General features: G+C 69.4%; 13 protein-coding genes. 2 read left to right on the top strand and 11 right to left on the bottom strand.

The features are described 5' to 3' along the window. On the top strand, positions 1-180 hold a 180-nt coding region (locus GXZ33_RS08240), incomplete at its 5' end, for an integrase core domain-containing protein (protein ID WP_291340361.1). 60 nt (positions 181-240) lie between these two features. On the opposite strand, the gene GXZ33_RS08235 is transcribed toward GXZ33_RS08240, so the two are convergent. The 3 genes from GXZ33_RS08235 to GXZ33_RS08225 are packed head-to-tail and all read right to left on the bottom strand — an operon-like array spanning position 241 to position 2,849. Continuing rightward, positions 241-963: a hypothetical protein gene (locus GXZ33_RS08235; RefSeq protein ID WP_291340359.1), complete on the bottom strand. Its 723-nt coding sequence runs from the start codon at positions 961-963 to the stop codon at positions 241-243. An 18-nt stretch (positions 964-981) separates the two neighbouring features. Continuing rightward, the gene (locus tag GXZ33_RS08230; RefSeq protein WP_291340358.1) at positions 982-1,893 is read right to left on the bottom strand and encodes a nucleoside hydrolase; all 912 of its coding nucleotides are present in this window, start codon (positions 1,891-1,893) and stop codon (positions 982-984) included. Beyond that, complete coding sequence (locus tag GXZ33_RS08225; protein WP_291340357.1) at positions 1,890-2,849, bottom strand: bifunctional riboflavin kinase/FAD synthetase; 960 nt, start codon at positions 2,847-2,849, stop codon at positions 1,890-1,892. Before GXZ33_RS08225 ends, GXZ33_RS08230 begins: the two co-directional genes overlap by 4 nt. A gap of 30 nt (positions 2,850-2,879) precedes the next feature. On the opposite strand from GXZ33_RS08225, the gene truB reads away from it, so the two are divergent. Further along, positions 2,880-3,773 (top strand): tRNA pseudouridine(55) synthase TruB, encoded by an 894-nt coding sequence (gene truB / locus GXZ33_RS08220; RefSeq protein WP_291340356.1) that lies wholly within the window; start codon positions 2,880-2,882, stop codon positions 3,771-3,773. On the opposite strand, the gene GXZ33_RS08215 is transcribed toward truB, so the two are convergent. From GXZ33_RS08215 to infB, 8 genes are all read right to left on the bottom strand, one after another. Further along, a complete protein-coding gene (locus tag GXZ33_RS08215; protein ID WP_291340355.1) occupies positions 3,770-4,705 on the bottom strand; it encodes a hypothetical protein in 936 nt (311 codons plus the stop codon). The genes truB and GXZ33_RS08215 overlap by 4 nt on opposite strands. A 176-nt stretch (positions 4,706-4,881) precedes the next feature. Beyond that, positions 4,882-5,538 carry a 4'-phosphopantetheinyl transferase superfamily protein gene (locus GXZ33_RS08210; RefSeq protein ID WP_291340354.1) on the bottom strand — a complete coding sequence of 219 codons (657 nt, stop codon included), beginning with the start codon at positions 5,536-5,538 and terminating at the stop codon, positions 4,882-4,884. Then, the gene (locus tag GXZ33_RS08205) at positions 5,531-6,343 is read right to left on the bottom strand and encodes a metallophosphoesterase (RefSeq protein ID WP_291340353.1); all 813 of its coding nucleotides are present in this window, start codon (positions 6,341-6,343) and stop codon (positions 5,531-5,533) included. The genes GXZ33_RS08210 and GXZ33_RS08205 overlap by 8 nt, the downstream gene beginning before the upstream one ends. Positions 6,344-6,358: 15 nt before the next feature. Then, on the bottom strand, positions 6,359-7,645 hold the full coding sequence (locus GXZ33_RS08200; RefSeq protein ID WP_291340352.1) for an MATE family efflux transporter: 1,287 nt from the start codon (positions 7,643-7,645) through the stop codon (positions 6,359-6,361). Continuing rightward, on the bottom strand, positions 7,642-8,595 hold the full coding sequence (locus GXZ33_RS08195; RefSeq protein ID WP_291340351.1) for a bifunctional oligoribonuclease/PAP phosphatase NrnA: 954 nt from the start codon (positions 8,593-8,595) through the stop codon (positions 7,642-7,644). Before GXZ33_RS08195 ends, GXZ33_RS08200 begins: the two co-directional genes overlap by 4 nt. 2 nt (positions 8,596-8,597) lie before the next feature. Further along, the gene (gene rbfA / locus GXZ33_RS08190; protein ID WP_291340350.1) at positions 8,598-9,032 is read right to left on the bottom strand and encodes a 30S ribosome-binding factor RbfA; all 435 of its coding nucleotides are present in this window, start codon (positions 9,030-9,032) and stop codon (positions 8,598-8,600) included. Positions 9,033-9,090: 58 nt separating this feature from the next. Further along, entirely contained in the window at positions 9,091-9,882 is a 792-nt protein-coding gene (locus GXZ33_RS08185; RefSeq protein ID WP_291340349.1) for a metallophosphoesterase, read from the bottom strand. Positions 9,883-9,893: 11 nt separating this feature from the next. Next, a partial coding sequence (infB, locus tag GXZ33_RS08180) for a translation initiation factor IF-2 (protein WP_291340348.1) occupies positions 9,894-12,296 on the bottom strand: 2,403 nt, incomplete at its 5' end.

Raw genomic sequence — 12,296 nt, 5'->3', positions numbered from 1 at the left:
TCGGTGTTCAAGGCGGAGTTGATCGACCGGCGGATCTGGTCGACGTTGACGGATGTTCTCGTGGCGACTTCGGCGTGGATCGGGTGGTACAACAGCCGCCGGCTGCACTCCGCATTGAAGCACCGGCTGCCCAAGGAAGCCCATCAGGAATGGAAGAAATATGAGGCCTTAGCGGCCTGATTGACAGGTAAACGACCCTCTACAAAACCCGGGGCTTGACAAACAGACAAACCCGAGAAACTACTCCCCCACCCACGCCCCCGCCTCCGTGTACACCACCGCGAACGGCAGGGCCTTGTTCTCGTTGCCTTCGCTGAACCAGAAGATCACGGGCCCCTTCTCCCCCAGCGTGACCTCCTTGGGGGCGCGCCAGGTCGGCATGCTGCTGATGATCACGGTCTCCGCGATGACGCGGGCGCCTTTCTCGTCGATGACGGCGCGGATCTTCTGCCTGGTGGGACGGTCGAGGCCTGTGACGAAGGCCTCGTAGTCCACGTCCTGCTGTGGGACGGTGAGGGCGTCGATCTTCTTGTCCCGGGTGGAGAAGTCCTTCATCCAGCGGCGGGCGTCCTCGACAAGCGCGACGCCCTCCAACGACGTCACCTCTGCGGGCAGCTCCGCGAACCAGGCCCGCAGCTTCTTCCCCTCGAGGTGCATGGTCACCCGCGCCACCACCGCATCGTCCAGTTCGGCGACGCGGGCCCCCGCAATCCGCACGCCGGAGGCCTGCCCGCCGGCGTAGGTGGTGAAGTACTCCAGCGAGGCGTTGCCGGACCAGGTCAGCTGGCCGGTGTCGATTTTCGCCGCCACGTCGAAGGGTGTGACCTCCACCGTGGCCAGGGAGCAGAGGTGCTCGGGCATCTCGGCATCCAGGGCCGGGGGAAGCTGCACGAGCGGCAGCTGTTCCGCGGCGATCCGGAGTGTGACGGGGTCGAAGGCGGCGATGCCGTTGCGCAGTTCCATGGGGCCCTCCCAGGTGGCTCAGGTGTTTGCGGCCAGCCTAGTCAAGCGCTCGAGGAAGGTGTGGAGGAATCTGTCTACATCCACACCCACGGCCACCCGCACCGGATGGCCGCTGAACCGGCCGATGGTGCGCCCGCGGGTCTCCCCCGTCACGTCGACCTGCATGGGCAGCGACAGGCAGGTCACCAGTGAGGGGTCGATGGCGACGGCCACTGCCAGCGGGTCGTGGAGTCCGCAGCCGCCGAGGTGCGGGGAGGTCGTCTCGTAGGCGCGGATGTAGTACTCGGCGAGCTCGGTGAGCACCTCACCGGCGCGGGTGCCGGTGGCGCGCCACTGTGCGGCATCGGTGTAGGTGAGCAGGGTCTGGAGGGTGACGTCGAGGCCGATCATCGTCACGTCGGCAGCCTTGCGGAAAAGCAGGTCCGTGGCCTCCGGGTCCTGCCACACGTTGGCCTCGGCCCAGGGGCGGACGTTGCCGGGGACGGTGAGGGCCCCGCCCATCATCACCAGGCGAGCGTGGGTGGCGAAGTACTCGTCCTCCAGCGCGGCGGCGATCGTGGTGGAGGGTCCGGTGGGCACGATCACCAGGTCATCGTGTGCACGCACCGCCGACACGAGAAAGTCGACAGCGGAGCCCGCCGACCCACCGGCCGGGGCAGGCAGCGACACCTCCCCCAGACCTTGCGCCCCGTGGATGAAGGCCGACACCTCGGCCACCTCCCACCCGGCAGGCGAGGGTCCCGCGTACACGGGCACGTCCGTGCGGCCGAAGAGTTCCAGGAGGGCGAGGGTGTTGCGCACGGCGACGTCGACAAGCACATTGCCGTAGGTGCACGTCACGCCGATGAGCTCGACCTCGGGGGACGCCAGCGCGTAGGCGAGGGCGAAGGCATCGTCGATGCCCGTGTCGAGGTCGAGGATCAGCTTCACCCGAGGATCTCCCGGACGCGGGCGACGTCGGCCGTGATGGCGTCGAGAAGCGCGTCGACGGAGTCGAACTTCACCATGTCACGCACGTGATCGACGAAGGAGACCTCGGCGATGTGGCCGTAGAGGTCGGCGTCGCGGTCGAGGATGAAGGACTCGACGCTGCGCTCCTTGTCGCCGAAGGTGGGGTTCTTGCCCACGGAGATCGCCGCCGGGTAGGCCACGCCGGGCTCCATGTCGCCGTCGATGGGATCGTCGCCGAGGACGGTGAACCAGCCGGCGTACACCCCGTCGGCGGGCAGCGCGACATCATCGGAGAAGTACTGGTTGGCGGTCGGGAAGCCGAGTTCACGGCCCCCGCGGCCCGCGCCGCGCATGATCTCACCGGTGACGGTGAAGGGACGGCCCAGGGCCCACTCCGCACGCGCGACGTCCTGGTCGGCGAGGAAGGCGCGGATGTTGGAGGAGCAGATGCGCAGGCCGTCGTCGTGAAGCAGGTCGACGATCTCCACGTCGACGCCGTGGCGCATACCCTGCTCACGCATCGTGTCGGCGGTGCCGGCGGCGTCCCGGCCGAAGGTGAAGTTCTGCCCGACGACAACGCAACGGGCCTTGAGGCCGTCGACCAGCAGCGTCTGGAAGTAGTCTTCCGGCGACAGGCCCGCGAGCTCCCGGTTGAAGTCGATGACCACCACCGCGTCGATGCCCAGCTCACCCGCCCGGCGGAAACGCTCCTCCACCGTGTTGAGCAGCACCGGCGCGCGATCCGGCAGGAACACCCTGATCGGGTGCGGATCAAACGTCACCATCACCGCAGGGACACCGCGGGTGTGCGCCTCACGCACCGCCTCCTCGATGAGGCGCTGATGCCCCCGGTGAACGCCATCGAACACGCCGATGGTCACCACAGTCCCCTCAAGGTCGGCGGGGATGTCCTCAACTCCGTGCCAAACAATCACCGCTACAGACTACGGCATACACTGCCTCCTATGACTGATCCCCTGGCCAGTTCCGGACTCGTCGTGGTGGACAAGCCCCAGGGCATGACCTCCCACGACGTGGTTTCCCGCCTCCGCCGCATCTTCCAGACCCGCCGCGTCGGGCACGCCGGCACCCTCGACCCGATGGCCACCGGCGTGCTCGTCGTCGGCATCGAACGCGGCACCCGCTTCCTCGCACACCTGGTCACCGCCACCAAGGCCTACGACGCCACCATCCGGCTCGGCGCCGCGACCAGCACCGATGATGCGGAAGGGGAGGTTCTCTCCGAGGCCTCGGCGGCGGGGGTCGCTGAGTCGGACGTGCTGGCGGCGATGGCCGAACTCACCGGCGACATCATGCAGCGCCCCGCGGCCGTCAGCGCCATCAAGATCGACGGCCGGCGCGCGCATGAGCTGGTCCGCTCCGGGGAGACGGTGGAGCTTCCGCCCCGGCCGGTGACGGTCTCGCGCTTCGAGGCACTCGCTTTCCGACGCACCGGCGACTTCCTCGATGTCGACGTCTCCGTCGACTGCTCCTCCGGCACCTACATCCGTTCATTGGCGCGCGATCTCGGTTCCGCGCTGGGCGTGGGCGGACATCTCACTGCTTTGCGACGCACCGAGGTCGGCCCCTTCGAACTCGCCGACGCCCTCACCCTTGAGCAGCTGGAGGAGTCGCCGCGCCTGTCCCTGACGCTGGACGAGGCCCTGGCGCGGTCCTACCCGGTGCTCCCGGTCACGGAGGAGGAGGCCGAGGCGCTGGCCATGGGCAAGTGGCTCGAACCCCGCGGCCTCAAGGGTGTCCATGCGGCGGTCGCACCGGACGGACGTTCCATCGCCCTCATCCGGGAGAAGGGCAAGCGTCTGGCCACCGTCTTCGTGGCGCGGCCCAACACGCTCTAGGCGCTCTGCCTGGCGAGGGCCGCCAGGGTCTCGCGCAGCATCCGGAGGAAGCGGCTCTCCCCGTGGATGACGGTCGCCAGGTCCGCGTGGGTCACGTGCATCCGCGGGATACCGGCGTTGCTCAACGCCCGGTCGCGCTGCCGGTCCCGTCTCATCTGCTCAGCCGGCGCGACGCCCGTCGAGCCGTCGTACTTCAGCTCGCCGTCGGTCTCCACGACCAGGAAACCATTGACCATGAGGTCCACCCGGTGCTCCCCTCCCAGGACCTCCACCTGCGGTTCCACGCTGGTGACCTCCGGCAGCTCAGCGATGAGGATCTGCGCCCGCGCCCAGGACTCGAGGGGACTCTCCGCGCGGGGATCGGCAAGCTCGAGGGCCCGGCGGGCGGTGCCCAGCCCCCGTATCCGCCCCAGGTCATCGAGCATGGCGCCGGCCCGCCCCCGGCTCATGGACGGCATCGCGAGCACGTGGTCGAAGGCCACGATCCCGTCGACCAGCCCGTGATACCGGCACATGTCCACCACCGTCCGGATGATCCGGGTCACCCGCACCCCGTGCTGATCCGTGTACTGCTCTTCCGGGAGGAGGGCACGGCGGTACTGCACCCCTGCCGGCCACTGCCGCACCGGCGGTCGTCCGCCACCGGGCAGCACGATGCTGGTCGCTTCCGTGAAGCCCAGGACCGGTATGCCGTGGAGCCGCGCCGCGGACTTCCCCACCAGCACCGCCTTGCGGCTGCCCAACCCGACCGCGAACGCCCGGATCGCCTGCTGCTCCCAGGGTGGGAACGCCTCGAACGCTGCGGCGGGGACCGCGATCTCCGGGCACAGGAGCTGGAACTCCCCCGCCCTCAGTTCCCGCCGGAAGGACGGGGTCCCCGCCCGGTGGGTCCGCATCCTGATGAACTCGATGTCGCTGCTCCAGTCCCGCACGGGTGCAGTATGGGTCGGCGGCGGCGGAAGGTCCACCGGACGGGTGCGCAGGCTGTGGAGAACCGGAAGGGGCAGGCCGGGTTATCCACAGCTCCTGCACGGGGGTATTTGAGTTGGGGCATTAATCGGGAGCCGGTCAGCGACCACTCGATTAATGCCCCGGCTCGAATACCCTCCTAAGTCACCGCCGTCGCGGCGATCACGTACCCGTCCTCCAGCATCCACCGTCCGGTGATGAACGGCACCGGAGTCGGACGCACGAGCAGGTAGGAGATGAAGGAGCCGTCGGAGCGGATGTCGATCTCCGCCTCCTCGAAGCCGAGCCAGCGGTGCGTCATGGGGAACCAGGCCTTGTAGGTAGCTTCCTTGGCGCAGAAGAGGAGCCTGTCGGCGCATTCGATGCCTTCGCTGTGGAGACGTTCGAGCTGGGGCATCTCCCCCGGCCGGGCGATGGAGCTGATCACCTCGCGTGGGAGGGGCTGGGCGGGTTCGGCGTCGAGGCCCATGGAGCGGACGTGGGTCTTCGGGGCGACGACGGCGGCCCGGAAGCCTTCGGTGTGGGTCATGGAGCCGGTGATGTCCCGCGGCCAGAGCGGCATGCCGCGTTCGCCGCGGAGGATGGGTTCGTTGTTCCACTCCCCCAGGTCGGACAGGGCCTGGTGGGCGCACCAGCGGGCGTCGCCGAACTCGGCCTTGCGGATGTCCACGGAGTGGGACACCAGTGCCTGTTCGAGGGGGTGCAGGCCGTGGTAGTTCTGCAGGTCGGGCTGTTTCTTGTCGGTGATGACGTAGCAGAAGCGCGCCGCGTCGGGGAAGAGGGCGGGGTCAAGCATCGTCCTCACCTCCCAGGCGCATGACCGGGTAGGGCCAGGGGTTGAGGTGGCCGTGGCGTTCCCATTCGCGGGGGTAGCCGAGGGAGACCTCGATGTGGGGGACGCCGGCGACCTCGATCTTTCCGGGCATGTGGAGGTGGCCGTAGATGACGGCCTGCGCGTTGTAGCGTTCGGCCCAGGTGCGGGTGTGGCGGGTGCCGCACCAGAGGGCGATCTCGGGGTGGCGCATCGTCAGGGTCGGTTCCTGCACGAGGGGCCAGTGGTTGATGAGGATGGTGGGGCCGTCGATACGCGAGAGGCGCTTGATCGAGTACGCGAGACGGTCCCAGCACCACGCGCGGACATCGACGAAGGGTGCGATGGCGAACTCGTCGGTCATCATGATCTGCCGGTCGTGCGCCGCCTGGACGGCCTGCTCGACGGTCATGCCGGGTCCGCGGAAGGAGTAGTCGTAGAGCGTGAACAGCGGCACGAGCGTCACCCCGCCGAACACCGGGTACGGGTCCTCGGGGGTGAGGACGTCGATGGCCCGGCAGGCGTCGACAAGCTCCGTGTACTTGTCGCGCCCCTGGTAGCGGTCCGTCGAACGCGAGAACAGTTCGTGGTTGCCGGGCACCCAGATGACCTGCGCGAAACGGTCACGCAGCTGCTTGAGGATGCGCACCACCAGATCAGTGCGCTCCGCCACGTCGCCGGCGACAATGAGCCAGTCCGAGGGGTCGTGCGGCTGGATCTCGTCGAAGCGGGCGGTGTTGGCCTTCACCGCGCCGTGCAGGTCGCTGACCGCCCACAGTGTCGTGCTCATTGGCGCACCTCCTTCCTAGTTGTCTACCACGGCCCACGCGCCGGAACGGAAACGCCACACGACCGCCACCAGCCGGATGAGGATGAACGCAAACAGCCCCACCCAGATGCCGGTCAGGCCGCCGTCCAGCGCGAAGGCGAGCCACACGCCGGGCAGGAAACCGCCGATGACCGCCAGGACGGTGATGGTCCGCAGGAAACCCGCGTCCCCCGCGCCGAGGAGCACGCCGTCGAGGGCGAAGACGACTCCGCCGAGGATGATCATCACGATCATGAGCCACCAGGGTCCGCTCATCGACGCCAGCACGTCCCCGTCGTCGGTGAAGATCCGCGGGATCACCCCGGCGCCGAGGGCGAACACGGCGCCCAGGGCCCCGGCGAAGAGGAGTGAGTACAGCGTCACCCGCTGCCCCACCTGCTTCGCGACGCCCACCGTCCCCCGCCCCAGCGCCGCCCCCGTCAACGCCTGCGCGGCGATGGCCAGCGAGTCGAGGACCAGGGTGATGAAGTTCCACAGCTGCAGCAGGATCTGGTGCGCCGCCAACGCGGAGGTGCCGAAGCGCGCCGCCACCGCCGCCGCGGAGATGAACGCCACCTGGAAGGACAGCGAACGGACGATGAGGTCCCGGCCCATGACGAGCTGACGGCGCATGATGTCCCAGCGGGGCCGCCAGCTGCCGGTGTGCTCCCGGCGCAGGGCCAGCAGGAAGAGCGAGGACGTGATTCCGATGCCCACGACGTTGGCCATCGCGGAACCCGGCAGGCCGAACCGCCCGACGAGAATCGGGATGAGGATCGCGCCGGGGATGACCCCGGCCAGCGTGAACCATAACGGCCGCCTGGTGTCCTGCACGCCACGCAGCCAGCCGTTGCCGGCCATGATGAGCAGCGTCAGGGGGATGGCGACCGCCTCGATGTGCAGCCACTGCGCGGCGGCGGCCGCGGTGGCCGCGTCATCGGACAGGGCCAGGCCGATCTGCTCGGCGAACAGCCACACGACCCCGGCCAGCAGCAGGCCCACCCCGAGGCCCACCCAGGAGGCCTGGACGCCCTCGGCGACGGCCCCTTCCCGCTGCCCCTGCCCGAAGAGCCGGGAGGCGCGCGCGGTGGTGCCGTAGGAGAGGAAGGTCAGCTGCGTGGTCACCGTCGACTGGACCGTCGTGCCCACCGCCAGCGCCGCCAGTTCGAAGGCGCCGAGACGGCCGATGACGGCGGTGTCGAGGAGCAGGTACAGCGGGGTGGCGGCCAACACACCCAGGGCCGGCAGCGCCAGCCCGAAGATCTGCCGGGCGGAGACGGTCACTGCCGGCGCAGCTCCGCCAGCAGGGCCCCGGTGACCTCCTGCGCGGTGCCGTGGGCCGAGTAGCCCGCGGCCGGGATGTGTCCGCCGCCGCCGAGTGCCACGGCGAGTCGGGAGACGTCCATGTCGACGGAGCGCAGCGAGACGTGCCAGAAATCAGGCGCAGACTCCTTGAACACCGCCCCCAGGTCCGTCCCCTCCACCGTGCGGACGAAGTCGACGAGACCCTCCACGGCGGGCAGGGACGCCGAGCGGACCATGTCCTGGTCCGCGACGATGAGCGCCAGGTGGTGTCCGCCGGCCTCGTGGATCTCGACGCTCGCCAGGGCCCGGCCGATCATGCGCAGGTCCGCGACCGAGTTGGAGTCGAGGAGGTCGACGGCGATGGCGCGGACGTCGAGGCCCGTCTCCATGAGGCGGGCCGCGTACGTGTGCATCGCGGGGCTGCCCCACCGGAAGCTGCCGGTGTCGGTGAGCAGACCGGCGTAGAGCCCGTGCGCGATCGGCACGTCCAGCTCCACGCCCAGTTCCTCGAAGAGACGGCCCAGGATCGTGGTCGTCGACTCCGCCGTGAAGTCCAGCAGGTTGACGGCACCGAAGCCCACGTTGGAGGCGTGGTGGTCGATGACCAGGGTGTCCTCCACGCGGGCCGCGATGGCCCCGGCGAGACGGCCGGTGCGGTCGATGGAGCCGCAGTCGACGGTGATGATCAGGTCGACGTCGGGAAGCTCCTCGACCAGCTGCACCTCCTCCGCGCCGGGGATGGTCCGCAGGTTCTCGGCGTAGGGCCAGGTCTGACCGATCAGACCCACCGCCTCCTTGCCCAGCTGACGCAGGGCACCGACGGTGGCGCAGACGGAGCCGATGGCGTCGGCGTCGGGGCGGACATGCCCCACGACCGCCACCGACCGCGCGGCCGTGACAGCCGCGGCTGCCTCGGCGTAGGAATGCACTACTACGGCTCCTCGGTCTTGTACGGGTTCGCGTCGCCGGCGGGCTTCGCGTTCTCCTTCAGCTTCGCCAGCTCGGCGTCCCGGGCGCGGGCCTTGGCCAGCAGCGCCTCCATGTGGGCGGACGCCTCCGGCACGGTGTCGACCTCGAACGCCAGCGTCGGGGTGTAACGCACACCGAGCTGGTCGCCGACGATCTTGCGGAGCTGCCCGCGGGCGCGGTGCAGGGCCTCCGCGGCCTCGTCGTAGTCCGGCTCCTCCTCGAGGGTGCGTCCGCGGACGGTGTAGAAGACGGTGGCGTCGTGCAGATCGCCGGTGACCCGGGTGTCGGTGACGGTGATCAGCTCCAGGCGACGGTCCTTCACCTCGCGTTCGATGGCCGAGGCCACGATCGTCTGGATGCGCTTGGCCATGCGGGCGGCGCGGGCGTTGTCAGCCATGTCGGTCTCCTTGAGTCCGGGTGCGAATACGGTGCCTCATTCTACCCGTCGGCCCGTGTCAGGGAATGCGCAGCCCCGGCAGCGGCCATGCCCGCCGCGGCATCCACGCCTGCTCGAAGGGGTAGCCGAGGGAGACGTCGACGTGCGGGACGGCGTCGACAAGCAGTTCACCGGGCATGTGGAGGTGCCCGTGCACCACGGCGACCGCCCGGTAGTCGTGGGCGAAGGAGCGGGTGGCGGTGGTCCCGCACCACAGTGCCATCTCCGGGTGACGCAGGCGCCGGGTGGGTTCCTCCACCAGCGGCCAGTGGTTGACCAGCAGCGTCGGGCCCTCCGTCGCCTCCAGACGGGCCCGGGAGTAGGCGACGCGCTCCGCGCACCAGTCCTCAACGTCGACGAAGGGGGCGATGAACAGCTCGTCGTCGAGCGTCGCGCGGGCCTCCCGCGCCCGGGACAACGCCTCATCGGCGCTCAGGCCGGGCGGACGGAAGGAGTAGTCGTACAGGGTGAACAGCGGCGCCACGGTCACGTCCCCGAAGACGGGGTACGGGTCCTCCGGCGTATCGACGCCCACCTCCCGCAGCAGCTCCACCAGCCGTTCATAACGCGCCCGGCCCCGGTAGCGTTCCGACGGGCGGGCGAAGAGTTCATGGTTGCCCGGGGTCCACACCACACGCGCAAAAAGTCGCCGGAGACGGGCCAGGGTGTCGACGACGGTGTCGACACTCTCGGCCACGTCTCCGGCGACGATGAGCCAGTCCCCCTCCTCCGCCGGCCGGAGGCGCTCGACGCGCTCCCGGTTGGCGGGGAAGGTGACGTGCAGGTCAGAGACCAACCACAAGGTGCCCATGCACCCCGAGGTTAGTCGCGGGGGACCTCGACCATCTCGAAGACCTCGAGCTTGTCCCCGATCTGGATGTCCGGGTAGGACAGGACCATACCGCACTCGTAACCGGCGTTGACCTCGGTGACGTCGTCCTTCTCGCGTCGCAGGGACTCGATCTTGACGTTGTCGGCGATGACGTTGCCGTCGCGGACCAGGCGGCCCGAGGCGTTGCGGCGGACCTTGCCGGACTCGACCATGCAACCTGCGATGAGGCCGATGGCGGAGGCCTTGAAGATCGCGCGGATCTCGGCGGTACCGATCTCCTTCTCCTCGTAGACCGGCTTCAGCATGCCCTTGAGAGCAGCCTCGACCTCCTCGATGGCGCGGTAGATGACCGTGTAGTAACGGATGTCCACGCCCTCGGCGTTGGCTTCCTCGGTGGCCTTGCCCTCGGAACGGACGTTGAAGGCGATGATGACGGCGTCAGACGCGGCAGCCAGCGTGACGTTGGTCTGCGTGACGGCACCGACACCACGGTCGATGATGTTGAGCTCGACCTCGTCCTCCATCTCGATCTTGAGCAGGGACTCCTCCAGTGCCTCCACGGAACCGGCGTTGTCGCCCTTCAGGATGAGGTTGAGGACGCTGGTCTCCTTGAGCACCGCATCCAGATCCTCGAGGGAGACGCGCTTGCGGGCGCGTGCCTGGGCGGCGGAACGCTTGCGGGCGTCACGCTGCGCGGCGATCTGACGTGCGACACGGTCGTCCTCGACGACGAGCAGGTTGTCGCCGGCTCCGGGGACGCCGTTGAGGCCCTGCATCTGGACCGGACGGGACGGACCCGCCTCCTCCACGTCGTGGCCGTGCTCGTCGATCATGCGACGGACGCGGCCGTAGGTGTCACCCACGACGACGGAGTCACCGACGCGGAGGGTACCGCGCTGGACCAGGACGGTGGCCACCGGACCGCGACCGCGGTCGAGGTGCGCCTCAATGGCGACACCCTGGGCGTCCATCTCCGGGTTGGCGCGCAGATCCAGCGACGCATCCGCGGTGAGGACGACAGCCTCGAGCAGCTCATCGATGTTGAGGTTCTGCTTCGCGGAGATGTCGACGAACATGGTGTCGCCGCCGTACTCCTCCGGCACCAGGCCGTACTCGGTGAGCTGGCCACGGATCTTGTCCGGGGAGGCCTCCGGCTTGTCGATCTTGTTCACCGCCACCACGATCGGCACGTCAGCGGCCTTCGCGTGGTTGATGGCCTCCACCGTCTGCGGCATGACGCCGTCATCGGCGGCCACGACGAGAATCGCGATATCGGTGGACTTGGCACCACGGGCACGCATGGCCGTGAAGGCCTCGTGACCCGGGGTATCCAGGAAGGTGATCTTCCGCTCGCGGTCATCGACGACGCGCTTGATCTGGTACGCACCGATGCCCTGGGTGATGCCGCCGGCCTCACCCGCGCCGACCTCAGCCTTACGGATGGTGTCGAGCAGTCGGGTCTTACCGTGGTCGACGTGACCCATGACGGTGACCACCGGCGGGCGCTTGGCCAGATCGTCCTCGTCGCCCTCGTCCTCACCGAACTGCAGGTCGAAGGACTCGAGGAGCTCGCGGTCCTCGTCCTCCGGGGAGACGACCTCGACGTTGTAGTTGATCTCGGCACCGAGCAGCTGGAGGGTCTCCTCCGGCACGGCTGCGGTGGCGGTGATCATCTCACCGAGGTTGAACAGGGCCTGGACCAGTGCTGCCGGATCCGCGCCGATCTTCTCGGCGAAATCGGACAGGGAGGCACCGCGACGCAGACGGACGGTCGAACCGCCGCCGTCGGGCAGGCGAACGCCACCGATGACGTTCGGGGCCTGCATCGCCTCGTACTCGGAGCGCTTCTGACGCTTCGACTTACGGCCCCGACGCGGAGCGCCGCCCGGACGACCGAAGGCACCGGCAGTGCCACCGCGGCGTCCGCCGCCGCGGAAACCGCCGCCACCGCCGCCGCCACCGGGACCACCCGGTCCACGGCCACCGGCACCACCGCGGCCACGACCGCCGGCACCGGCCGCCTTCTGCGGCATCTGGCCCGGGGTCGGAGCCTGGGAGGTCGGCATCATGGCCGGCGACGGACGACGACCGCCGCCCTGTGCCGGACGGTCAGCGCCGCCCTGGCCCTGACCCTGCGGACGCGGGCCACCCTGGCCACGGCCGCCGGGGCGCGGACCGCCCTGGCCACGACCGCCGCCCGGACGCGGTGCCGGACGGTCCCCACCACCGGTGGAGAAGGGGTTGTTGGCCACGCGCGGGCGACCGCCCGGACGCGGCATCGGGCGCGGCATGGCGCCGCCGCCCGGCTTCGGAGCGCCACCCGGCTTGGGGGCACCGCCCGGCTTCGGGGCGTCGGACTTTGCGGCGGCCGGCTTCGGGGCGGCCTGCGGCTT

It is taken from the genome of Corynebacterium sp. (assembly GCF_012838985.1).
Classification (GTDB): domain Bacteria; phylum Actinomycetota; class Actinomycetes; order Mycobacteriales; family Mycobacteriaceae; genus Corynebacterium.
This window is presented reverse-complemented; position numbering and strand designations above follow the sequence as displayed.